The 22,345-nt window shown below is 60.3% G+C and carries 18 protein-coding genes and 4 pseudogenes; 9 read left to right on the forward strand and 13 right to left on the reverse strand.

The window, feature by feature from the left end; all coding sequences use genetic code 11:
* Positions 1-153 precede the first annotated feature (153 nt).
* Complete coding sequence (locus FHD67_RS16940; RefSeq protein WP_176695179.1) at positions 154-1,266, reverse strand: glycosyltransferase family 2 protein; 1,113 nt, start codon at positions 1,264-1,266, stop codon at positions 154-156.
* Positions 1,267-1,384: 118 nt separating this feature from the next.
* Here FHD67_RS16940 and FHD67_RS16945 point away from each other — a divergent pair, with 118 nt between their 5' ends.
* The 5 genes from FHD67_RS16945 (at position 1,385) to FHD67_RS16965 (ending at position 4,880) form a co-directional block, all read left to right on the forward strand.
* Positions 1,385-2,170, forward strand: coding sequence for a family 16 glycosylhydrolase (locus FHD67_RS16945; protein WP_045983279.1), 786 nt, complete (start codon positions 1,385-1,387; stop codon positions 2,168-2,170).
* A complete protein-coding gene (locus tag FHD67_RS16950) occupies positions 2,170-3,465 on the forward strand; it encodes an O-antigen ligase family protein (protein ID WP_052715405.1) in 1,296 nt (431 codons plus the stop codon). Before FHD67_RS16945 ends, FHD67_RS16950 begins: the two co-directional genes overlap by 1 nt.
* Before the next feature lie 380 nt (positions 3,466-3,845).
* Positions 3,846-4,076 (forward strand): hypothetical protein, encoded by a 231-nt coding sequence (locus FHD67_RS20730; RefSeq protein WP_198143240.1) that lies wholly within the window; start codon positions 3,846-3,848, stop codon positions 4,074-4,076.
* A 262-nt stretch (positions 4,077-4,338) separates the two neighbouring features.
* Complete coding sequence (locus FHD67_RS16960) at positions 4,339-4,557, forward strand: antitoxin MazE family protein (RefSeq protein ID WP_084693976.1); 219 nt, start codon at positions 4,339-4,341, stop codon at positions 4,555-4,557.
* A complete protein-coding gene (locus tag FHD67_RS16965) occupies positions 4,554-4,880 on the forward strand; it encodes a type II toxin-antitoxin system PemK/MazF family toxin (RefSeq protein WP_046001924.1) in 327 nt (108 codons plus the stop codon). Before FHD67_RS16960 ends, FHD67_RS16965 begins: the two co-directional genes overlap by 4 nt.
* A gap of 202 nt (positions 4,881-5,082) precedes the next feature.
* Here the strand turns inward: FHD67_RS16965 and FHD67_RS16970 are convergent, their stop codons facing one another.
* Positions 5,083-5,685 carry a sugar transferase gene (locus FHD67_RS16970; protein WP_246071330.1) on the reverse strand — a complete coding sequence of 201 codons (603 nt, stop codon included), beginning with the start codon at positions 5,683-5,685 and terminating at the stop codon, positions 5,083-5,085.
* A 758-nt stretch (positions 5,686-6,443) separates the two neighbouring features.
* On the opposite strand from FHD67_RS16970, the pseudogene FHD67_RS16975 reads away from it, so the two are divergent.
* Positions 6,444-6,657: pseudogene (locus FHD67_RS16975) on the forward strand (transposase); the annotation flags it as partial.
* A gap of 365 nt (positions 6,658-7,022) precedes the next feature.
* Here the strand turns inward: FHD67_RS16975 and FHD67_RS16980 are convergent.
* Both FHD67_RS16980 and FHD67_RS16985 read right to left on the reverse strand, forming a co-directional pair.
* Positions 7,023-8,105 (reverse strand): acyltransferase family protein, encoded by a 1,083-nt coding sequence (locus FHD67_RS16980; RefSeq protein WP_139599422.1) that lies wholly within the window; start codon positions 8,103-8,105, stop codon positions 7,023-7,025.
* A 381-nt stretch (positions 8,106-8,486) separates the two neighbouring features.
* The gene (locus FHD67_RS16985; RefSeq protein ID WP_139599423.1) at positions 8,487-8,978 is read right to left on the reverse strand and encodes a hypothetical protein; all 492 of its coding nucleotides are present in this window, start codon (positions 8,976-8,978) and stop codon (positions 8,487-8,489) included.
* 1,009 nt (positions 8,979-9,987) lie between these two features.
* Between FHD67_RS16985 and FHD67_RS16990 the strand changes: the two are divergent.
* Positions 9,988-10,746: pseudogene (locus FHD67_RS16990) on the forward strand (IS5 family transposase).
* Between the two features lie 252 nt (positions 10,747-10,998).
* Positions 10,999-12,084 carry a mechanosensitive ion channel family protein gene (locus tag FHD67_RS16995; protein WP_046001915.1) on the forward strand — a complete coding sequence of 362 codons (1,086 nt, stop codon included), beginning with the start codon at positions 10,999-11,001 and terminating at the stop codon, positions 12,082-12,084.
* 99 nt (positions 12,085-12,183) lie between these two features.
* Here FHD67_RS16995 and FHD67_RS17000 read toward each other — a convergent pair whose 3' ends face one another.
* The 9 genes and pseudogenes from FHD67_RS17000 to FHD67_RS20550 all read right to left on the reverse strand — a co-directional run bounded on the left by FHD67_RS17000 (position 12,184) and on the right by FHD67_RS20550 (position 20,976).
* Positions 12,184-12,420, reverse strand: coding sequence for a hypothetical protein (locus tag FHD67_RS17000; RefSeq protein ID WP_046001914.1), 237 nt, complete (start codon positions 12,418-12,420; stop codon positions 12,184-12,186).
* 74 nt (positions 12,421-12,494) lie between these two features.
* The gene (locus FHD67_RS17005; protein WP_046001913.1) at positions 12,495-14,921 is read right to left on the reverse strand and encodes a GNVR domain-containing protein; all 2,427 of its coding nucleotides are present in this window, start codon (positions 14,919-14,921) and stop codon (positions 12,495-12,497) included.
* Complete coding sequence (locus FHD67_RS17010; protein WP_139599424.1) at positions 14,921-15,895, reverse strand: glycosyltransferase family 2 protein; 975 nt, start codon at positions 15,893-15,895, stop codon at positions 14,921-14,923. The genes FHD67_RS17005 and FHD67_RS17010 overlap by 1 nt, the downstream gene beginning before the upstream one ends.
* Positions 15,892-16,881 (reverse strand): glycosyltransferase family 2 protein, encoded by a 990-nt coding sequence (locus FHD67_RS17015; protein WP_139599425.1) that lies wholly within the window; start codon positions 16,879-16,881, stop codon positions 15,892-15,894. Before FHD67_RS17015 ends, FHD67_RS17010 begins: the two co-directional genes overlap by 4 nt.
* 7 nt (positions 16,882-16,888) lie before the next feature.
* Positions 16,889-17,986, reverse strand: coding sequence for a glycosyltransferase family protein (locus FHD67_RS17020; protein ID WP_139599426.1), 1,098 nt, complete (start codon positions 17,984-17,986; stop codon positions 16,889-16,891).
* A 241-nt stretch (positions 17,987-18,227) separates the two neighbouring features.
* Positions 18,228-18,582 (reverse strand): annotated as a pseudogene (locus tag FHD67_RS17025) (IS5/IS1182 family transposase); the annotation flags it as partial.
* A gap of 141 nt (positions 18,583-18,723) precedes the next feature.
* Positions 18,724-19,899, reverse strand: coding sequence for a nucleotide sugar dehydrogenase (locus FHD67_RS17030; protein WP_046001910.1), 1,176 nt, complete (start codon positions 19,897-19,899; stop codon positions 18,724-18,726).
* A gap of 137 nt (positions 19,900-20,036) precedes the next feature.
* A pseudogene (locus tag FHD67_RS17035) lies at positions 20,037-20,782 on the reverse strand (IS5 family transposase).
* A 26-nt stretch (positions 20,783-20,808) separates the two neighbouring features.
* A complete protein-coding gene (locus FHD67_RS20550; RefSeq protein WP_176695180.1) occupies positions 20,809-20,976 on the reverse strand; it encodes a DUF2442 domain-containing protein in 168 nt (55 codons plus the stop codon).
* A 323-nt stretch (positions 20,977-21,299) separates the two neighbouring features.
* Here FHD67_RS20550 and FHD67_RS17045 point away from each other — a divergent pair, with 323 nt between their 5' ends.
* Entirely contained in the window at positions 21,300-22,283 is a 984-nt protein-coding gene (locus tag FHD67_RS17045) for an acyltransferase family protein (RefSeq protein WP_139599427.1), read from the forward strand.
* The last annotated feature ends 62 nt before the right edge of the window (positions 22,284-22,345 follow it).

Raw genomic sequence — 22,345 nt, forward strand, 5'->3', positions numbered from 1 at the left:
GCGTCGCGGCGTCAGGCTGAGATGTGCTGTACCTGGAGGTCGAATGGCTCTACTGGCTTTCCGCCGAAGAGATTGGGCCAAAGCGCCCCTTAGTTAGCTTCAGCCGGACCTGGTACGAGAAACGCGGCAGTCCCTGACGAAGGCGCCCCGGCATCACCCCGCCGAACTGGCGTCCACCACCGCTTCTGACAGCCAGACCGCCCAGGACGGAGCCCCGAACGGCAGGCGGCCACCCTGCGCGGCCATGGCCGCGATCCGGGCAGCACAGGGGGCAGGGGGCTGGTCCCAGGCCTGGCCGGGCTGCGGTATCCGCGGCAGCGGGTTGGATAGGGCAGTTGCGTCCTGGGGCAGGTCCACCGCACGGCTGCGGCGGTCGCGCAGGCTTTCCGCCAGGCGCGACAGCATGGCCGGATCGAACAGCCGGGGCAGGGCGCCCCGCCAGCGACGGGCCTTGATGTCGGCGACCAGATGCTCATAGCGCAGGGCCCGGCGCAGCTGGCGGTCCACCGACGCGGCGGCCGCGCGCGTCTCGGGGTCGGGCATCGGGGGCAGGGCGCGATGCGCCTGCAGCATCGCCTCGACGGTCGCGACGGACAGCCGGTGCGAGATCGACCCCGCATGCCGCCGATAGGCATAAAGCGGGTCCGGCACCAGCAGGAAGCGTGCGCCCCCGATCAGCAGGCGCAGCACCAGATCGTGATCCTCTCCGATCCTCAGCCCGGCGTCATAGCGCAGCCCCGCCAGGGCGGTGCGTCGGATCACCGGCTTGAGATAGCCGTAACGGGGCAGGGACGCGCCGGGGTCGTTGCTGCGCAGATAGGGCGCCGCCTCCAGCATCATGGGCGCGGACAGGCCTAGGGACTGAAGCAGGGTCTGACCCTGCGGCATCGTCCCGAAATAGACCAGGTCATCCGCGACCAGATCGGCACCCGCCGCATCCGCGGCGGCGATCAGGCGCGCCAGCCGGTCGGGATGGATCAGGTCGTCGCTGTCCACGACAGCGATCCACGCACCGCGCGCGGCATCCAGAGCCCGGTTGCGCGTGGCCGCTGGCCCTGCGTTCCGCGGCGCGGCGATGACCTGAACCCGGTTATCGGTCGCGGCGATCCGGCGGACGATGGCTAGGCTGTCGTCGTCCGAGGCATCGTCGGATAGGATCAGCTCCAGCCGCCGTTCGGACTGGGCCAGGACCGAGGTCATCGCGCGGGCTAGATGCGCCGCACCCCGGAAATTGGCCATCACCACCGATACCACGGGAGGCGTCATGCGTTCCGTCCCGTTTGATTGCCCGACATGTGAACACCTTTCCCTTGACCCGTTTGGCTGCGGCTTCCATAAGCCGGGCGGGTCTGCACGGCAACCATGCGGCCAAGAGGCTTTGCACATGCGCCATTCATCCGCTCTCGCTCTCGCTCTTATCCTGGCGGCGCAGCCCCTGTCCGCCCAGCAGGCGGACCCGCATCCCGATGCGGACGGCTTCTTCGAGGATTTCACGAACGGGCTGGACAAGGACCGCTGGTACGTGTCGGACGGCTGGACCAACGGCGACTGGCAGGACTGCCACTGGTCGGGCCGGGCGGTCCAGGTGCGCGGCGGCCTGCTGACGCTGTTCCACATCCCGGCGCCGGGAAACAGCGACCGGCCCGCCCTGTGCGGAGAGATCCAGAGCAAGGCCTATCTGCAGCACGGCACCTACGAGGCGCGCATCCGCACCCCGCGCCAGTCGGGGCTGAACGCTTCTGTCTTCACCTATGCTGGGCCGGTCCACGACTCTCCCCATGACGAGATCGACATCGAGATCCTGACCCGCGATCCGGGCGTAATGACGATGAACACCTATGTCTCGGGCCAGCCCCACAACGGCGGCACCACGCCTTCCGATACGGCCTTCGACGAGGATTTCCGCACGGTCGGCTTCCGGTGGGCGCCCGAGGGGATCACCTGGTTCCTGGACGGCCGGGAGGTCCACCGCACGGAGCCCGACAGCATCCTGCCGACCCATCCGCAGAAGCTGTACATGTCCTTCTGGAGCACCGCGACCCTGACCGACTGGATGGGCCACCAGGAGCCGCAGGACGGCCCCCTGGCCTACGAGATCGATTGGGTGGCCTTCACCCCGCTGGATGCGTCCTGCCTGTTCGAGGGTTCGGTCACCTGCGAGGACCGCTGATGGCCGAGACCATGCCCGCCGTCTCGCCCATGACGGCCAGACGACCGGCACGCCAGCAGCGACGCCGGGTCCTGAGCTATTCCCCCAACGCCATCGCGGCATTCATCGCGATCTTCGGCCTGACCTTCATCACCCCCCTGGGGTCCAAGGGCGCGCTGCTGTTCTTGCTGGGGGGCATGGCCCTGGTAGCCACCCGGCCCGGCGAGGTGCTGGCCTCGCTGCGGCGAGAATGGCCCATCGTGCTGGTGGCGCTGTGGTGCGTGATGTCCTTTGCCTGGTCGGACTATACCTCGCTGACGCTGCGCTATGGCATCCAGCTGGTGCTGACGGTGACCATCGCGGTCGCCATCGGCTATCGGCTGGCCCCGATGACCTTCGTGAAGATCGTCTTTGCCACCAGCGCGATGGGGGGGCTGGCCAGCCTTCTGTTGGGACGGGCGCGGTCCGACGGGATGGGATATCTGGGCATCCATGCCAGCAAGAACGCCCTCGCGGATGCCAGCTCCGTACTAATCATCGCCTCCCTTGCGGTGCTGGTCGACCGGCGCCTTTCGATGCGCTGGCGCCTGCCTGCGCTGGCCGCCATGTTCCTGGGGGCGGTGCTTCTGGTGATGGGCCAGTCCAGCGGGGCGCTGGTCAGCACCATGGCCGTCATCCTGGTCTTCGGCGTCATCATCCTGCTGCAGCGCCTGACGCCCTACATGCGCCTGGTCACGATCGCCCTGGCGGTCGTGCTGGGCGCGGCGATCGCGATGCTGCTGTCCTCGCTCTCGGATGAACTGGCGCGGTTGTTCCTGGACGTGACCGGCAAGGACATTACGCTAACCGGCCGGACAGACCTGTGGGCGGTGGCATTCGGACAGATCGCCGAAAGGCCCCTGCTGGGGGTCGGGTTCCAGGCCTTCTGGGTCCCCGGCCAGCCGCTGGCCGAACAGCTCTGGGCGGATTTCGGCATTGCGGGCCGCAGCGGGTTCAACTTCCACAACACGCTCATCTCGAACGCGGTCGAGATCGGGATCCTGGCGACTGCCGCTCAAGCCCTGATCTTCATCGCTGCCGCGTGGGCCTGCCTGGGCTGGGCAATCCGCAGTCCGTCGGCTGCATCGGTCTTCTTCGCCCTGTTCATGGTGCGGCTGTTCATGCTGATGTGGATCGAGGTCGTGTATTTCTATCAGTTCAGCGCCGGGACCGCGATCATCATCGCCGCCATCTGCTATACCCACCGTTTCAGGGACCATATCGGCAAGCCGGTCCCGCGCCGGGCACGCCGTCCCATCCGCATCACCTTCCGCTGATCGAGCGTCAATCAACGGTCGTCTTCCGGACAAGACTGACGGGCCCGTCCCCCGGCATGGTTTCACAGCTGATTTCTGTTTGGAAACCCTGTCCGGAAATCAGTTGTCCGAATTATCCTCTTTGCTTACAATTCCGACATGCTGATCAGATATGCGCGCGTCTCGACCGAAGACTAGAAACTGGACGCCCTGAAATGGGCAAGCTGCGAGCGAATTTTTGAGGAGAAAGGATCCAGCTGTGCGGGGACCGGGAGTCCTGCCCTGAAGGCCGCGTTGGCCTTTCTGCGCCCCGAGGATCAGTTGATGGTGTAGAAGGTGGATAGGCTGGGCCGCAGCTTGCGCGAGATGCTGGCACCGCTCAGAAGCTATAGGAACGAGGGGTGCATCTGAGATCCCTGATCGCAGCCATCGACACCGAAACGCCCACTGGCCGGGTAATGTTCAATTTCCTAGGCACTGAGTATTTCCCGGACCTGAACCGTGAGCGCACGATCGAAGGGCTGAAGGCCGCGGGCGCCGGCCGCAAGGGCGGACGCAGGCGCAAGCTGACCGAGGCGGATCTTGCCGTGGCTTGCGCCTTGCTCCGGGACCGCGACATTCCCGTGGCCTAAATCGCCCGGCGCCTGGATGTCAGCAGGGCCACCTTCCATGCCTGTTTCCAGCAGGAAAGGACCCGCAGCCCAATTCAAGGGAAGTCCAAACCGTCTTTATCTGAGTAGCCTGCTGTCAAAGTCCTATTCACCTTTAAGGGCGAGATTTACGCGATCAAAGGCGTCAACTGAAACCCCGGCTAACACTAGAAAACAAGGAATTACCCCCGAACCCTTGCTCATAACAACCACATATGTTACATGTAACAAAATGGAGGACGTCATGCCTATACCCGTGTCTCAACGCGTTCAAAAGCGCCGGGATGCCCTGCGTGCTGCCGGACTGCGACCCGTGCAGATCTGGGTCCCCGATACCCGGCGACCCGGCTTTGCCGACGAATGTCGTCGACAGTCTGCCCTCGCTGCTGCCGCGGACTTGCACGATCCGGAACTTGACATGTTCCTAGAAGACGCTGCAGCCAGCACGGAAGGCTGGGAATGAGACGAGGAGATCTGGTGACGATCTCCCTGCAGGGTGATTACGGCAAACCACGCCCTGCGCTTGTTATCCAGTCCGACATGTTCTCCGAAGCTCGGTCGAAAACGGTCCTGCCCCTTACATCTACCCTAATCGATGCCCCGCTGATCCGTGTCCAGATTGAGCCGACCCCACAGAACCGCCTGCGCGCTGCTTCCCATGTTATGATTGACAAGGTGGCCACTCTGCCCGTGGACAAGCTGGGCCCGTCCTTCGGCACGGTCGATGACGCGACCATGGTGACCGTGAACCGGGCGTTGGCGCTGTTCCTGGGCCTAGCAGGTTAGCACCGCTGCGGATGCTGGCGGGCTAGTGTTTCAATGATGCATGCTATGCGGTGCCCAAGGCAACGTTGCGGCCACTTCCTTCCGTTGGGGGAGCGGCGTGGGTCAGGCACATGATCCTATGGCCAGTGCCGGATAGATGCGGAAGGTAACGGTGAGGCCTAAAGGCCTTATCACTTGGACTACATCGGATACAACCGCCCGCTCAATGCGCTCCGCGGGAGAGCGCGACGGCGGGGATGGTCATGAAGATGATGCGCAGGTCCATCCACGGGTTCCACTTCATCACGTAGAAGCGGTCCATCTGCACGCGCTCCATGTAGGTCGTGTTGCTGCGGCCGCTGATCTGCCAGAGGCCGGACAGGCCGGGGCGGGCCGCGAGATAGTGGCGGGTCGAGGTGGCGTAATGGTCCAGCTCTGCCCGCACGACCGGACGCGGGCCGACCAGGCTCATCTCTCCGGTCAGCACGTTCAGGAGCTGGGGCAGCTCGTCCAGGCTCAGCTTGCGCAGCACGGCGCCCAAGGGGGTGACGCGCGGATCGTCGACCAGCTTGCGCTGTTCGTACCACAGGGCCGCCTTGGCGGGATGCTTGCGCAGGTACTGCTCCAGAACGGCGTCGCCGTTGACGACCATGGTGCGGAACTTCCAGCAGCGGAACTCGCGCCCGCCGAAGCCTACGCGGCGGTGCCCGTAGAGCAGCGGCCCGGAATCCGTTAGCTTGAGGACGATGACCAGCGCGAGGATCAGCGGCGCCAGCAGCAGCAGGCCCAAAACCGCCAACGTGACATCCAGCCCCCGCTTGGCCATGCCACCCACAGGGGCGTCCCTTTTTGCGCGCGCCCGATGCAGACCCGCAAGAGAGGTGTTGGCTGCGAGGGAGGGGTGACAGTCCGACGCGAAATCTCGCTGTGCACGTATCGTTCGCATATTAACAACCAACCTTATGATAACTAAACGTTCTTACCGAATAATGCCAAGAGATGCGGCCGGCGTGCCGCAATCGTTCTAGGAAGGCACTCTACATCATCTCGTTAAAATTTTAGCAATCCGTAAGATACGGTTAACACATCATGCAAAATCACCGCTTCAGAGTGTCGCCACTTAAACAGCCGACATGAAAGGATTTTTTTGCAAATGCTCAGTGGCTGTCTTTTTAGTTAGGTTGAATCATGTGCCTACAGCAAACGCTGTGGTTACCAAACTTTTTGCAGCCAGTCCAAGCCGTAAGCAACATGGGAATGAAAACGCAGGTTTCGCCTCTCTATACCCCGAAAAGTCACAGTTTTCTGGTTTGGTATGACAGAAACTTGAACACCTGCTCCCAAGTCGCCGCGTCAGAGGGGCATATGAGTTCTTCGCTTCCTCAAGCGTCGTAAGATAATATCTTAATAATTCCATATTTTGATATATCCTTATAAAGGCTACCTGTTTGCGAAAATTAACTTAAAGTTGTTTATCGTAATTTGTTAAATCTTTGGTTGTTAACCGCGCAATGCTAGGTTGTGTTGATAAAAGAGACTCGCATAGTGACTTGATCGTGATCTAACCTGGTGTCTGCGAGGGAGATCAGCTTGGCACGAGAACGGATATCGGACGAGGAATGGGCTTTTAATGAACGCTTCATTTTGGCCGTGCGCCCCGAACGAGCGCAAGCCCACTAATCACCGCCTTGTTCTGAATAGGATTTTCTGGATCGCGCGGACCGGCTCTCTTTTGCGTAACCTCCCAGAAGAATTCGGGAAGTGGTCCAGTGTCTACCGCCGGTTCCGGCTTGGAACGCCTCGGCGGGAGCTGCGCGGGAATGGGGATGATCAGGCAAGAAGAGGAAAGGGTTATCCTCAGGGAGCACCAGATCGCTGCCTCTTAGGAGGGCTTGGACCTCGACCAGAGCGCTGGTGGCAGTGGTAGGATTTGCTGGTGAGACGGCACCTGCAGCCGGTGTCCCCCATTGGATCAACCCCGAACGTTCCGGCACCATGTGCAAGCTAAACGTGAGGGGCAGGCGTTGCGCCGACGGCGAGAAGAGAAGCCGCCTGCGGCGGCGCGATCCCCGGCCCTCCCTAAATCCGCTAAAGATCAAGGGCCGGAGGAGTGTCAAAGCCTGTGGCAGGATGAAGCGGTTATTCAGTGAGACGTGCCTGCTGTCATAGCCGCTTCAGAGCAGTGCTTTGAGCATTAGAACCATAAGGCTTTATCGCGCGCTCTATAGCACTCCGAACAGGTTTATCGTAAAGATTTGGCAGGATTGCCGAGGTTACGACGATGAGCACCACAAGAGTTGCCCAAGCAATCACCTTCCAAGCTTCAGGTATGCCGCTATCACTAATGATCTTCTCGCCAAGGTAGAGGGCAGGTGTATGGATAATATAGAGCGGGTAAGAAATTCGTCCGAGCTCATGGCAGATCGTTTTGACAGCGCCTGTGGGCTGCCAGGAGGCGGCTAAATACAACATCGGCGGGAACACCAGCATGATGATCGCAAGGTCGAGCCACCACCGCTTGGGGCCGATGATCAGCAGAGGGAGGAGAGCCACTAGCACAAGGAGGGGCACCATATTGCCAGTCCTGATGCGGGGAGCGAACCGAAACAGTAGGATGCCAGCTATGAATGAAAAGCCAACTCTCGGCACCGCGCCCACAAGATTATAAGCATTCCATCCGAGATGCAGCGAGCCAAAGTGCATGGCAGCGGCAACCAAGGCCAAGGCACTGACTGCGAGGAGGGACAGGAGCACCCGCGACGATAGCATAGCAACCGTCAAAGCAAACGCAATGTTGATTGCCATTTCAAAGAACAATGACCAGGACGGCCCGTTCAGCGGAAAGATAGGTGGGATGTTTTCGATGTAGATAGGCCAAGGGATCATTATGCTACCCAAGATGAAGGCCTTGATCAGTAACATCGCATCGTGACCGAATAGAGCCAAGATGCAGAGACCGAGAAGCTGCCCTAGAAAGTAGAGCGGGTAGAGCCGGACCAGCCTCAGGATCGTAAATTGCACAAGGCTCATGCCCGCCTGCAAGTGGGGACTGTAGGCTTGGGCAATGACAAAGCCGCTGAGACCAAAGAACAGGTCAACTGCCAAGTAACCGTGCGTGATCACCTGTGCCCACTCTGCCCGATAAGCAAGATGGAAGATGATAACCATAACGGCTGCGACACCTCTAAGACCATCAAAGGTAGCATAATTAATGTGCTGTTGCGCCGAACCTGTCAAAGCCGACATTCTAGTTCCTTATGTCATGGCTGGCGGGGCTATAGCTCAAAGGGGGCTAAGATGCACACAAGAATTCGGGTACTACTTCTCTATGCCAGCATTGCTGGGACCTTGAGACGCTGCGCGCCGTGATCGACAATGCTTTGACCAGCAGTCCTCTCATCCTAGACGATCAGTTCTTTGCCGACTGAGAACAGGCAGTGCCGCCAAGTTCTGACCTGTCGTGGCTGGTCATCTTACTTATCGCAGGGATTATATGTCTTTCAATTTACTTTTGCTGGCTACTTTCGGCCCGTGCACTAGACGCAGTTGGTACCTTCGCTTTCCCGCCGCGTCTGCGTTATTGAATTAGCTAATAATAAGGTATAAATTTATGCCAAAAATCACCTGCTATCCATGCCTTCTGATAATCCCTAGTTGCTTTATCAGTCCCTGCAAAAATAAAAATATTCCTGTAAATTCAAATCCCTCTTCAATTGTTGCCAGGCATCGATAAGCGATGTTATCACGACCATATTTTTGAATATAAGGGGAGTTTAGTGAGTCAACGAACACGCTTCCTAGAAAAAAAAATATTGCTGCAAATATTATACAATGCATTACGTTCCTATTCAGTCTAAAGAGAAACTTTAAATAGCTAAAGCCTCCTGAAATAAAGAATATAATAGCAACAATAGAGACGGCGAGAATTCCCATCCTCTCATGAACCATGGAAGCTTCATCCATTGACAGGAACACCAATAGAATAGAAATACCGAGCCAGCACTTTTTATTTTCAACAGCATCTTGCTTATATAAGAAAAATGACAACGTCCCCGCTATTAATAGAAGGCTGGATCCTAGCCATGCAGGGATGGTGTTTTCTTCATCAAGGTCAAACATGTCAATCACCGGGTATATACCCAGTGCATACTCAAATCCGAAATAAAACCTTATAATGTAATAAAACCATGAAATTATGAATGATAATACTACTAAAAAAATTGCTAAAGACAAGAATTTTGAATTTGATATATCGTAACTTATCACTTTGTCCGCCCTTTAGTGATTAATTTTAAATGCCATCAATCTGTTACAATAGTTTTTATAAGAGACGGTACAGTTAAGTAACCTGACCTTTGGTTACTTTTTCCCGCAGCGTTAGCCGATATCTGTGCCTTCCCAACGTGAGAAACCGCCAGAAGAAGAGGGTCAGTTGCTGTCTGGGAATGATTTCGAACCGATAAGGCAGCAAGCCGCGAGAGCGGATGTACCTGTAGGAACGGGAGATCTTTGACTCTCGCCCCACCACCCCCGGATGATCCCCGCTCCCTCTCATCTCACCCCGCAACCCCGGGCTGATCCCCACTCCCTCCTTCGTTTCGGCGCATAACACCCCTCCAAAGGCGGGCGCTAATGAAGGCTGAAGTCTGGGGTATTGGCAGCATCTTGTTCAAGGAGGAAAATCTCATAATTAGTAAGGATATATCCACATAGGTAATATATATAGGGCTGGCATTACCAAAAGACGTGCCAGTCGTAGTAATAATAACGTTTCTTTGATTCATCCTCAACCATATATATTATATTTTCAAAATGCTATTGACGGGATTTTTAGGTGAACGGTAGTAATCGGTAGGATTAAGTTTACCTTTTACCATAATTTATAATATGATTTATAGGCGAAAATGCTCATTGCCGGTTTACTATATTATTTGAAGGTGCAGTTTAAGAAAAGTATCCATATATTATTCGAAGGGTCGAGTCCTTCCAAGATAACTTTATTTAGGCTCCAGACCCATTGATTTCGTTCCTTTGGTGTGATTCAGGCCGCCACAAGGAGACCTAGGGTCAGGATGCATTGATTTCCGTTGCGGTGCGTGATTCACGGCTTCGGAAGCGGAGCGATGACATGAGCGACCTTTTCTGGCTGACCGACGCGCAGATGACACGTCTCGCTCCCTATTTTCCGAAGGCCCACGGCAAGCCACGCGTTGGTGACATGCGCGTTCTCAGAGGGATTATCTTCATTATCCGCAATGGCTTGCGCTGGCGTAATGCACCCACTGCCTCTGGACCTCACAAGACGCTGTATAGCCGTTGGAGGCGCTGGAGCGAGAAGGGCATCTTTGCCCGGATGATGGCCGGTCTCGCTGCGGAACACGGTGAGGAGACGACCGTAATAATCGACGCGACATACCTGAAGGCACATCGAACAGCGATCAGTATGGCCGTCAAAAAGGGGGGCGTGGCCGCCTGATCGGCCGCACCAAAGGCGGTATGAACACCAAGCTGCATGCCAGCTGCGACAGCCAGGGACGACCGCTTGAACTACTTATCACTGCCGGGCAGGTAGGCGATTATATTGGAGCGCGGGCGCTTCTCAGCAGCCTGCCGAAGGTCAAATGGCTGCTCGGCGATCGTGGTTATGACGCTGACTGGCTGAGAGAGGCGTTGCAGGACAAGGGGATAAGCGCTTGCATCCCCAGTCGGAAGCAACGCAAGAGGCCGGTCAAGTATGACAAGCGGCGCTACAAGCGGCGAAGCCGCATCGAGATCATACTCGGTCGCCTGAAGGACTAGAGACGGGTGGCCACGCGTTACGACAGATGTCCAGAGACATATCTCCCCGCCATCACCATTGGTCGCGACTGCCTTGTTCTGGCTGTGAAACTCAATAAGTCTGGAACCTAGGAAATACCTGAAGATGCGGCCGGTCAAGCGCTCTGACAGTACGATTCTTCCTGTACTGCCGGTTCGATGCTTAATAAGAACATTTGGAAAACTCATCCTGCTTGATCGGAAAGCAGGATTGCCGCGCTCGATATCAGGCAGGCAGGTAAGCACACCTAGAGACCCACGCACATGAACGAAGCGGCATGTCGGAAGTTGGTGTTGACCCGTTAACCCTTCCGAGGACTGCATGACTCGCTGGACCGATACTGCTTTGATCTTTGTCGCCGCCGTTGCGCTGTCATGGCTGGGCTGGATGCTGATCAACCGTCTTCTGCTGCGCCTGATCGCGCAGCGCAGTGATTTCTGGCGTCCGCTGCTGGCCCGGTCCCGCGGGCCGGTCCAGCTGGCGCTGATCATTGTCGCCTTGTCCATTGCCACCCGTATCGCGCCCCTGACGGTCGAGGAAATCGCCACCCTACGCCATGTGCTGCTGTTATGCTTCATCGCCTGCATGACCCTTGTGGCCCGCACCGCGCTGCAGATCTGGGTCGCGCTGCATCTGCGCCGTTTCCGCATCGATGTCGAAGACAATCTGCTGGCTCGCAAGCATGTCACCCAGTCCCGCATCCTACAGCAGGTGGGCAGCCTGCTGATCGTTGCCGTCGGCATCAGTGCGGCATTGATGTCATTTGACAGCGTGCGGCAATACGGCGTCAGCCTGCTGGCCTCGGCGGGTGCAGCGGGGTTGGTCGTGGGCCTGGCCCTGCAGCCCGTGCTGCGCAACCTGTTCGCGGGCATCCAGTTGGCCATCACCCAGCCCATCCGTATCGACGACGCAGTCATCGTCGAGGGCGAATGGGGCAATGTCGAGGAGATCGGCGGCACCTATGTGGTGATCCGCATCTGGGACAAGCGCCGCCTGATCGTGCCGCTGAGCTATTTCATGGACCAGCCCTTCCAAAACTGGACACGGGCGGATGCGACGCTGATCGGAGTAGTGATGCTTTATGTCGATTACGCGGTCAGCATTCCCGACCTGCGCCTTGAGGCGGAACGTATCGTTCGAGCGTCACCCCTGTGGGACCGCGACGTGTTTGCCCTGCAGGTTACCGATTTCCGTGAGACCGTGACCGAGGTGCGCATCCTGGCCAGTGCCCGCAACGCCGGACGTGCCTTCGATCTGCGTTGCGAGATCAGAGAGCACCTGCTGGCCTATCTGCAGACGGACCAGCCCCATGCCATGCCCCGCCATCGGAGCAGCATCCAGATGGACGACCGCCCCGATCGTTCCGCAGGTCTGGCCGACAAGGGGATCATCGAGGTCAACGGCTAGGTCCGGCGGCTGTCACCGTGGCACGCCTTCCAAAGTTTTGTCGCAGAGATCGTGACGTCCTTTTCGATCGGCTTTCGGCACAGAGAGGGCAGGCAAGCCTCACTTGGGCTGGATGGACAGCTGATTGCGCGCGGTTTTTGGCCGGGTAGCACGCGATCCGCGGGTGTTGCGGATAGTGGCCAGAATCACATAGCCCAGAATCACCATCTGCAGAAAAACCACAGCCAGCAACGCCATGCCCATGCTTTCCCAAGCCGAATATCCCGCCGCCGAGCCCCCGATCAGGGCCACCGCGGTCGTCGTCAAGGCAGCCAGCAGGTAACAGATGACAAACATGCCGCATCTCTCATCAGATTGCCCCCGCTATAGCACGGGAGACATCAAGGTGAGCGACAAAGGTTAAGAAAACCTTACCGACCCGTCATGCGACGCTTGAGCGACATGTAGGATTTGGGGCCGGCCAGATAGTTTTCCATCTCTCCAGGCAGCAGGAACGACTTGAGCTTGCGCAGGTTCACGCGGTCGTAGACGACGCCCAGGCACCGCGATTCCAGTAGGGAATCCTCGGCCAGGGCGGTCTCGGCCATGGCACGCGAGGTGCGGCCCCATTCGGCCACGATGACGAACTGCGCCAGTTCGTGCAGGATCGCCCGGCCCTGGGCCACAGGGTACAGCGGCGGGACGTCGACGATGACGCGGCTGAAATCGCCGTCGCGCGCCTCGGCCGCGATCTGGCCCAGCATCTGGCCGGTCAGCAGGTCGTCCGAAGGCCCGCCCTGGTCCAGCCCGCAGGGCAGCACGACCAGGTTGGTGTTGGCGATGCCCACCAGCATGTCCTGCCAGTTCCCGCCGCCGCTGACCGCGTCGGTCAGGCCTGGCTTGCGGTCTAGGCCCAGCATTCGGCTGAGCGTGCGGCCGCGACTGTCGGCGTCGATCAGCAGGACAGAATGCATGCCGATGCCCAGCTGGCCCGCCAGGTTGAAGGCAACCGAGGACCGTCCGTCAAAGGGATGGAACGACGTGACGCCCGTGACGGGCAGCGCCCGGCCCGTCGCCTCGCCCGCAAGGCGGACATGGCGCAGCGTTTCGGCATAGACGGAGTCGGGATAGTGCAGCACTGGAACCGGAACCTGGATGACCGGCGGCCGCAGCCTGGACAGGACGGGCAGTGTCTGCCCGCTGGCCGTGATCGGCGGTGTCCGGGTGGCCGCGGGTGTCGCGCCCACCGCACGGGGACGACGGACAGCGGGCAGCACCGGCAGATGGCCCAGAAACCGTAGGCTCGAATATTCGGTCAGGTCGGTGGACGTGCGCAGCGAGCGTTCGCGCCATTCGCGCAGCGCGGCGATGGTCATGCCCAGGAACATCCCCAGCAGCGTCGCGGCCAGCGCCGTACGCAGCACCGCCGGGCCCGAGGGCGTGGTCGGCACCTGGGCATAGGACAGGATCCGCACGTTCGACACCGGGAAGGACTGCTGTTGCTCGATCTCCTGCGACCGGGTCAGGGTCTGCTGATAGATCGCGGACAGGGTGGCAGCCTCTTCTTGCAAAGCCCGCAGCCGGACGAAATTGGCGGCCTGGTCGCTGTTGCGGGCCGAGGCCTGCTGAACGCTTTCCTGCAGGGCCTCGACGCGGGCATTGGCGACGTCCAGTGTGCTCTGGGCCTCGGCGCGTTGAGCCTGCAGTTCGATGAACAGGCGTTCGGCAGTGCTGATCAGGGTCTGCTGCAGGCCGGGGACCTGCGGATGCTCCGGTCCCGACGAGGCCAGCAGGCGCTGCAGCCGAGCTTGGACATCGTTGTAGGAATCCAGCCGCGCCCGCAGTTCGTCCGACACCTCGCCGCCGATGGCCAGCGAGCTGTTGCTGTTGGTCAGCCCCTCGACCCCGCCGGCGACGGCGCGGTCATAGGTGTCCAGAACCGCCCGCGCCCGCGCCGCCTCGGTCAGGACCTCAGTCAGGCTGGAGTTCAGTTCGTTCAGCGCCTGTTCGGTCAGAAGCCCGCCCGAGGAGAACTCGACCAGGCTGTTCTCGGCGGCAAAACGTTCGGCCGCGCCGGCGGCAGCCTGCGCCTGCGCCTGCAGCTCCTCCAGGCGGGTGCGCATCCAGGCATTGGTCTGGCCGATGGAATCGGCATTCGAGGCCAGGATGTCCTGGACATAGAGATCGGCATAGGCATTGGCGACCTGCGCCGCGATCTCGGGGTCGTGCGAGGAATAGCTAACCGCCACGGCAGAGCTCTGGCCGATCCGGTCCACCCGGATCTCGCCCCGCAGCCGCGCGGCGGCCAGGCGACGCGCTGGGTCGACCTGCGCCATCGTCGCGTCGGACGCCATCAGGTCGTCCGGATTGATGACGTCGGCGGGGGTGGTCAGCGCGACCAGCTGGTCGCGGATCCAGGTCACCGGCCAGAACACCGTCGACAGGAAGCCCCCGATGGCCGAGGTGAAGGCCGACCGCGGCGGGTCCATGAACGATGGGTTCTCCTGCAGCCCGGTCAGGTTCAGCACGTCGTCGGCCAGCTTGTTCGATTCCAAGACGACGCGCGCGTTCTCAATCCGCTCGACCGGAAGGGCGGCGCTGGCGATGCCGCCCGCCTGCTGGACGGACCGGTTGACGTTGCTGTCCAGAAGCAGGCTGGAATAGGTGGTGTAGGTTTCGGGCTTGGCGATGGAATAGGTCAGGCCCAGCATCCCCACCAGCACGGCGGGCAGCACGATGGTCGTGCGCTGCCGGCGCAATGCCACCATCAACCGCCGCAGATCGATGGTCTGAGCCGGCGCGGCCGGTGCCTCGATATAGGCCATGTTCCCGTCATAGGGCTTAAGTTCGCGTCCCATCAGCTTTCCTTGGGTCCCGAGCGGGGTTCGGTATCCGACCGATCCGGCGCCGTTCCATAAATTTCGATCTGCCGTGCGCCGCCAAGATGGGCGGCTGCCCCGACATGAAGCGCCGCACGCATCAGCTGGCGGTTGCGCCAGGCCGGACGTGCCGCCCCGACTACGGCCAGTCCGCCGCAGGCCAGGGCCTTGGCCACCGCCATCCCGGCCGCGCGGATGCGCCCGGCACGCGGGCGTCCCTGGGCGATCAGGCTGGCATGCGTCTGACCCATCCGATAGCGGCGCCGCAGCAACCAGGCAAGGCGCGCGCGGTCCGATGGCACGGTTTCGTGCACGACAGCCAGGGGCGCAAAGGCGATTTTCCCGCCAGCGGCCAGAAAACCGGCAAAAAAAGCACTGTCCTCGCCGCCCGAACGGCCCCGGACCGGGTCGAACGACAGCTGTCGCGCCGCCGGATCGGCCAGGTCGACAAGCACGTTGCAGGTATAGCCGCTGGTGATCAAGCCATCCGGGCCATAGACCGGCAGCGTGTCATGCGCCCGCGCGCGGTCCATCCAGATCGGCGCGTCGGGACGGTAATGGGCGCGCACCGGCCCCAGGACGGCGCCTGCATCCGCATCGCGCCACGCCGCCACAAGATGCATCAGCCAGTCGGGTTCGACCGTTTCGTCATCGTCCAGATAGACCAGCAGCCGCGCGCCCGTGGCGCGGGCGTGATTCAGCAGCGCGTTCCGCGCGATCGAGATGTTGGCCTGGGGCGCATGCAGATAGCTGACCTCGAGGGGGTGGTCGACGGTGATCCCTTCGACCAGGTCGCGGGCCGAGGGCTGCGCGTCGTTGTCGGCGATGGCCACGGACACCGGCAACCCGCAGGGCGTCAGCGCGGCAAGCGATGCCAGCGTGGCGGCCAGTTCCGGGCGCCGGAAGGTGCAGATGCCGATCAGCACCCTGTCGTGAAACAAAGGCGCACTCATGCAGGGGTCCGTTCCGCAGCGGGTTTGCGGGACAGCCATTCCCGCCAGAACCCGGCAGACCAGGCCATGTGCATGGTCCCCGCCACCAATCCCGCAACCAGCCCGCGGGGCCGCCCGCTCTGCAGAGCGATCATGACGCCGCCGGCCAGACAGGCCACCAGCCACAGCAGCAACGGCAGGGCAAAGACCGCGCCGAACGGCACCAGCACGACCAGTGCCGCCGCCGGGGCCAGCATGGCCACGACAGCCTGGCGGGCCGCGGGGCGGGTCCCGTTCTTTTGCAGGTTGCGGGCCCGCCCGCGCCCGAAATTGAAATATTGCCGGATCAGGGGGCCAAGGCGCGCCCGCGGGAAATAGGTCAGCCGGGTCCGCCCGGTCAGCCAGATACGATGGCCCGCGGCTGTCAGCCGGTGGTCCAGCTCGGCATCCTCGTTGTGGCTGAAGCGCGCGTCATAGCCGCCCACCGCCCGAAAGGCGTCGATCCGCATCAGAGCGTGATGCCCGTGATCCACCCAGGCTCCACCGCCCGCCAGCCGGTGTGCCGACCCGCCATTGCCCAAGCGCGAATTCTGCGCCTCGGCGATGACCTGCTGCAGAAACCCCTGGCCCTCGGCATGCATGGTGACGACGACGCTGTCGGCACCGGTCCGCTGCGCCTCGGCCAGCAGAACGTCGCCGTAATCGGCGGGATAATCACTGTGCGCATCCAGCCGCAGCAGCCATTCGGCCCCGTCCCCGAACCGGTCCACGGCCAGATTCACCCCCGCCGATTGCAGCCGGCCGGGATTGTCGATCAACCGGATCAGGGGATCGGCGGCGGCTCGGCGGCGGACGATGTCGCAGGTCGCATCATGCGATCCGCCATCGGCGACCACGACCAGCCCGTTCACCCGCGCGGCAAAGGCCGCGGCAAAGGTCAGGACGCCATCGATGTGGCGCGCCTCGTTTAGGGCCGGAATGACGATCAGCATATGGGGTTCTGACATCGGGACCTCAGGCAGCGGCGGCGGATGCGACCGAGGCCGCGTCCCCTGCACCGCAGATGGCGGCCGTCAGGTGACGGCATTCGACCTCGTCCATCTCCAGCGCGGCGCGGGGAAGGGCCGCGACCGCGGCACGGCGCGCGGCCAGACCCGCAGGATCGATGGCGGACAGGGCCGCAGCGACTGCCGCGGCATCGGGCGCCGCGACGGTGACGCCGCATCCCCAGGCCGCGACACGGCGTGCAACCTCGGTCCCATCCAGAACCACGGGAACGGCGCCGTTCAGGCATCCTTCGTACAGGCGGTTGGGAAGCAACCAATCAGAGTTCTGCCCCGCCTGATACCGGTCGATCAGCCAAGCCACGTCCAGCTGCGCATAGATCTTGGGCAGATCGTTGGGCCAGTCATAGGCGCCCATGAAGGACAGGTCGGGATTGGCATCCACGACCGCGTGGAAATCCTCCATGACGTCGAGGGCCGGACGCCCGCGCAGGATGACCCGGAACCGTCCGGGCTGCGCACGGGTGACCTGATCCAGCACTTGGAGGGACCAGCGACAGCGCAGCATCCCGAACCAGCCGACGATCAGTGGGCCCCCCTGCTCCGCCCCGCCGGGTGCGGGAACGGCCTGCGGCGACGACGGAACGGGCCGGGCGAAGGGCTTGTTCTCGACCAGCAGGACTGGGACGTCCGGCTGCTTGAAATGGCGCAGATAGCGCGTCTGGAACGCGGGCGAGGACAGGACGACCAAGCTGGTGCGTGCCATCAGCCCGGCCTCGACCCGGCGCAGGATACGGGCGGGCATGCCCTGCCCCAGCATCATGCCATGGATGTCCAGCAGCTCATAGACCAGCCGCGCGCCCAGGGCGCGTGCCAGCCGCGCGCCCAGGGCCAGCATTTCCAGATTGCGGGCCAGGATGACCTCGGGGCCGCCGTCCTGCGGCGGGACAAGGCGCGCGATGCGGGGCCATGCCTCGGCGATCGCGCGGACGCGCTGGATCATGCGGCCGTTCGACGTCCGTCCCAGTACCGTCGTAGGTTCGGGCAACGCCCCCTGCCCCCGCCGGAACCCCGCGACCCGAACCTGTGCCCCGCCCTGGCGCAGCATCCTGACCCGTCGCCAGATCGAGGGGTCGTCAAGATCATGGGCAAGATATGTTACTCGCAAAAAGGGTCTCCGGCAGGATGATTGTTACAAAGGGTCTTGGGATAAGACATGCAGAAAGCGCTTGGGACACCCGAGAAAAGTAGGCTCTGGATAGACAATTACATCGCACGGGAAAACAGCCTAATAGGACAACTTTCATGATCAATTTACAATGACACGTGAGGTGCTAAACCATAAGGCGAATTAGCCACTCGGCATCCGGCAGGCTTCCTAGCAGGGCCGCCGCATCCATGTAGTCACTGATTTAGCCCGGGGTCATGAGGGGCGGACAGGATGGGCCAGCTCGTCCAACACTGCGTACAGCTTAGTGTTCAGCCCACCCTTCGTCCGCCCAATTAGGCGCCTACACTTCTCGTTGGCCCCCTTTTGACTCGCAAGATAGAGGCCGTGCGATGCGCCTTCAGATAGGTCGCGTTTATTATTACGAGCTTATCTTCACCCCCCGCCGGAGGCCAACCCCTCCATGATCTAGGCGAAGACCCTTATCCGGCTCCAGCGGACCCATCCTTGGGAAAGAAGGGCCGCAGTCGCTCCATCTGCTCGTCCGTAAGCTAGAAAAGGTTGCTCATCATCACCCTGCCACTCCGGGTTCTTGAACCACGCGGCAGAGCGGCAGAGCACTCCTAAGCAGATCAAGGGGTCCTGAACCTAGTGGCCTTAGGTACGAGGCTAGAGCACTAGTCCCCGCCGAACAGATCGCGTGTGAACACGCGGTCGGCCACGTCCTGCAGGTCCGGGGTCAGGCGGTTCGCCACGATCAGGTCAGCGCGCGCCTTGAACGCGGCCAAGTCGCGGATTACCTCTGACCCGAAGAACCGCGCGTCGGGAAGGGCGGGTTCAAACACCACGACCTCCACCCCCTTTGCCTTCAGCCGCTTCATGACGCCCTGGACGGCGGATTGGCGGAAATTGTCGGACCCGGCCTTCATCACCAGGCGATGGATGCCCACGACCTGCGGCCTGCGCGCCAGGATGGCGTCGGCGATCACGTCCTTGCGGGTCCGGTTCGCCTCGACCACCGCGGCGATCAGGTTCTGGGGCACGTCGTTGTAGTTCGCCAGCAGCTGCTTGCTGTCCTTGGGCAGGCAGTAGCCGCCATAGCCGAAGGACGGGTTGTTGTAATGGGCGCCGATGCGCGGATCCAGCCCGACACCCTGGATGATCTGGCGGCTGTCCAAGCCAAGCGACAGGGCATAGCTGTCCAACTCGTTGAAATAGGCCACGCGCAGGGCAAGATAGGTGTTCGCGAACAGCTTGATCGCCTCTGCCTCGGTCGAGCCGGTCAGCAGGACCGGCACGTCGTCGTTCAGCGCCGCCTCGGCCAGCAGGTCGGCAAAGGCCCGGCCGCGGGCGCTGTCCTCGCCCACCACGATGCGGGAGGGGTGCAGGTTGTCGTGCAGCGCGCGCCCCTCGCGCAGGAATTCCGGACTGAAGATCACCTGCTCCGTGCCAAGCCGGGCGCGAACGTCGCGGGTAAAGCCCACCGGGACCGTCGACTTGACCACGATCACCGCCTGCGGCGCCAGCCGCGTGACATCCCGGATCACGTCCTCGACGCTGGAGGTGTTGAAGTAGTTGGTGACCGGATCATAATCGGTGGGCGTCGCCACGATCACGAAGTCAGCCCCCGCATAGGCCGCCGCCGGGTCGGTCGTCGCGGTCAGGTCCAGGTTCTGAGTGGCCAGGTGGTGGGCGATGTCCGCGTCGATGATCGGACAGCGCCGGTCGTTCAGCATGGCCACACGCCCCGCGTCCACGTCCAGCGCGCGGACGGTATTGCGCGCGGCCAGCAGGACGGCATTGGACAGGCCGACATAGCCGATGCCCGCGACGGCGATTGTTTTCCCGGACATGGCAGGCCTCCTGATGATGTGGCCGGCACAATAGCGTGCGGGAGCGAGGTTACAACCGCTAGAAACCGTGTATGAAGCACATCTTTGACCTCCTTACCTTTGTTATCCCCTAGGCCCTGAGTTATTGAGTTTTACAGTCAGAACAAGACGGTTGCGGTGAGCATGATCGCGGAGAGGAACGTTTCCGGGCACTGATCGTATCGCGTCGCGACGCGCCGATAGTCCTTAAGGCGCCCGAACAAAATTTTGATGCGGTTGCGCCGTCTGTAACGCCACTTGTCGTATTTAACGGCCTTCTCGCGGGACTTAAGGCCCGGAATGCAGACCTTTATCCCCTTGTTTCTCCGAGCTTCGCTGAAAAAATCGGCATCATAGCCCTAATCTTCTAGAAGCCAGCCTGCCTTCGGCAGGCTGGCTAGCAGAGCCGCCGCGCCGGTATGATCACTCACTTCACCCGCTTACATTAAGAACCCGATCGGCCGCCCTCGCATCCGCCACAGCGTGCACCTTGGTGTTCATGCCACCTCTGGTTCGCCCGATCTGGCGCCCGCGCCCCCTTTTTTGACCATAAGGCTTGATGACATGCGGTGTGCCTTAAGATAGGTCGCATCGTTCATGATGGTCCTGTGCTCGGCACTTTCGGCGGCCAAGCCTACTATAATCCGGGCGAAGACACCGTTGTCGCTCTAGCGCTTCCACCGGTCGTAGAGGGTCTTGGCGGGGCCATACTCATTCGGTGCGTCACGCTAGCGCACCCCATTGCGATTGATGAAAATTATGCTGAAGACGCGACGATCATCAACACGCGGCTTGCCATGGCTCTTAGGAAAGAAGGCTTCAACCGCTCCATCTGCGCCTCGGTTAGCCAGAAAAGGTTGCTTATCGATCAGGTCTCCTGTGGAGCCTGAATCACGCCAACAGCCTGAAATCAATGGATCTGGAGCCTAGGATCTCGACAGTGTTCAGCTCGTCATCACTGGCGGCCTTCAGCCCCTGCGCCAGACATGGCGGGAACGCGAAGGTGCAACCATTGGTCAGGTTTACGGTCATCCGGCTGTTGCGCCGGTCATAGCGCACCGTTTCCGCGCGAGGTTCTCTGCTCCGCCAACTGGCCCCGTTCCAGGGCAGCATCGATCTCGGCGTCTGTCAGTTCAGCCATAGGATCCTCCCTACTGTGCAAGAGGCAGATCCTGCTGATCGCGAACGGCCTGGAGCCGGACAGTGGACCTCGTTGCTCTTCATGTCCCGCGCTAAGATCAAGACCGGAGGCTAGCTGGAAGGGAGGTGTAAAGAATATAATTTTTCAACCTCAACGGTATCTTCAGCGTAAACTCGCTGAGAAGCGCACTCAGACCACAACCACCCTAATAAATCAATTTATTTGTGGTTAGCTTTACCGCATGAATCAGCATTCCAAAAATCTGCGCATGTTGTGGATGGACATCTTGCGAGGCGCGGCTATTTTGGCTGTCATTACTTTCCATTCAGTAACGTTCATCGAACGATATGATTTTGAAGCCACTAAGCTTTGGAAGAACCTCAACGAAACCCTCACACTATTTCGGATGCCGATCCTGATTTTTATGTCCGGGATGCTTTTGCCAAAGTCTCTGGCTAAATCTACGTCAGAATACTTTTCTGGAAAGTTCTGCGGGATTTTATGGCCGTTTCTAGTATGGTCAACGATATACGCAGTATTAATAGGTGTCGATTTTTCAAGCTTGTACGAGTTGCGCCAGCTTTATATGGGCGGCAGTCACCTTTGGTTTTTAGCCTTCATTTTTATCTACTACCTTGTTGCCAAGCCCCTCAATTCAATTGATCCTCTCGTTGTTGCAGGAGGCGCTTTCATCCTTGCTTTTATCTCACCTGATGGTGGAAAATACTCTGAACGGTTATTCTTCCTAATGGCGCTATTTTTTCTTGGAAGTGCCGTATCTCACTATACGGTACAGATGGGAAAGGTTCTTAGATCCCCCTGGATCTGGTTGCTAACGCCATTCGTATTGACATCGGCGTTTTTAACAGCTCGCGATGACTTGGACTTTGGGCCATATTGGTTTGGAATATCGTTCACAGGATTTCTGTTCTTTTCTGCTATTGCACAGAAACTCGAGGCAACGGGCATATCTAGGCCGTTAATCTGGATTGGACAGAGATCCATCATATTCTACGTCAGCCATGCCATCTTTATTATTATTATTGCAAAGCTTGCTAAGCATATGGGGATCACAAGCTATGCTCTTACAGCGTTAGTATCCGTTGTTTTCAGTTTAGCTGGCGGATGGATTTTAGCGGTGGGAGTGGAAAAATGGTCCTTTATAGGATGGCTATTTAATTTTCCTGAAAAAAAAGAAATTATCTTTAGGGTCAGGACCCATTAATCGGGTTGCGACCACCTTGCCGGCGTGTTTCACGCCCCCAACTGATGGGTGCATGATGAGCA

This window comes from Paracoccus haeundaensis (assembly GCF_006239215.1).
GTDB lineage: Bacteria > Pseudomonadota > Alphaproteobacteria > Rhodobacterales > Rhodobacteraceae > Paracoccus > Paracoccus marcusii.